Origin of the sequence: Paeniglutamicibacter sp. ORCA_105, from assembly GCF_045798545.1 — a bacterium.
GTDB lineage: Bacteria > Actinomycetota > Actinomycetes > Actinomycetales > Micrococcaceae > Paeniglutamicibacter > Paeniglutamicibacter sulfureus.
Window position 1 is genome coordinate 1 of the sequence record NZ_JBIXLM010000084.1, and the last position, 1431, is coordinate 1431.

The 1431-nt window shown below is 56.4% G+C and carries 1 rRNA gene; it reads right to left on the reverse strand.

From position 1 onward, the window contains the following. Positions 1-241: 241 nt before the first annotated feature. Positions 242-1431: ribosomal RNA gene (locus ACIPUB_RS20055) — 16S ribosomal RNA — on the reverse strand; the annotation flags it as partial.

Consider the following 1431-nt stretch of genomic DNA (forward strand, 5'->3'; position numbering starts at 1 on the left):
CGGGGCCTGTTATTCCAGGACCCAACAGTGTGCCAAAAGACCATCCACCCCGTGAAAACCACCGTGTTCCAACCCGCAAGCGAGCGTACTGACGACGACAACCACAACATGAACAGCCATTATTCGTTGATATTCCACCCTTGAGCACTCGCCCATCAACACAAGTGATGGATGCGAGCAGCACTGAACACCCACATGGGAAACACTGTGGAATCCCTGCCTGGTGTTAGTTGCTCCTTAGAAAGGAGGTGATCCAGCCGCACCTTCCGGTACGGCTACCTTGTTACGACTTAGTCCCAATCGCCGGTCCCACCTTCGACGGCTCCCTCCCACAAGGGGTTAGGCCACCGGCTTCGGGTGTTACCAACTTTCGTGACTTGACGGGCGGTGTGTACAAGGCCCGGGAACGTATTCACCGCAGCGTTGCTGATCTGCGATTACTAGCGACTCCGACTTCATGGGGTCGAGTTGCAGACCCCAATCCGAACTGAGACCGGCTTTTTGGGATTAGCTCCACCTCACAGTATCGCAACCCATTGTACCGGCCATTGTAGCATGCGTGAAGCCCAAGACATAAGGGGCATGATGATTTGACGTCGTCCCCACCTTCCTCCGAGTTGACCCCGGCAGTCTCCCATGAGTCCCCGCCTTTACGCGCTGGCAACATGGAACGAGGGTTGCGCTCGTTGCGGGACTTAACCCAACATCTCACGACACGAGCTGACGACAACCATGCACCACCTGTGAACCAGCCCCAAAGGGGAAACCGTGTTTCCACGGCGGTCTGGCACATGTCAAGCCTTGGTAAGGTTCTTCGCGTTGCATCGAATTAATCCGCATGCTCCGCCGCTTGTGCGGGCCCCCGTCAATTCCTTTGAGTTTTAGCCTTGCGGCCGTACTCCCCAGGCGGGGCACTTAATGCGTTAGCTACGGCGCGGAAAACGTGGAATGTCCCCCACACCTAGTGCCCAACGTTTACGGCATGGACTACCAGGGTATCTAATCCTGTTCGCTCCCCATGCTTTCGCTCCTCAGCGTCAGTTAATGCCCAGAGACCTGCCTTCGCCATCGGTGTTCCTCCTGATATCTGCGCATTTCACCGCTACACCAGGAATTCCAGTCTCCCCTACATCACTCTAGTCTGCCCGTACCCACCGCAGATCCGAGGTTGAGCCTCGGACTTTCACGATAGACGCGACAAACCGCCTACGAGCTCTTTACGCCCAATAATTCCGGATAACGCTTGCGCCCTACGTATTACCGCGGCTGCTGGCACGTAGTTAGCCGGCGCTTCTTCTGCAGGTACCGTCACTTTCGCTTCTTCCCTACTGAAAGAGGTTTACAACCCGAAGGCCGTCATCCCTCACGCGGCGTCGCTGCATCAGGCTTTCGCCCATTGTGCAATATTCCCCACTGCTGCCTCCCGTAGGA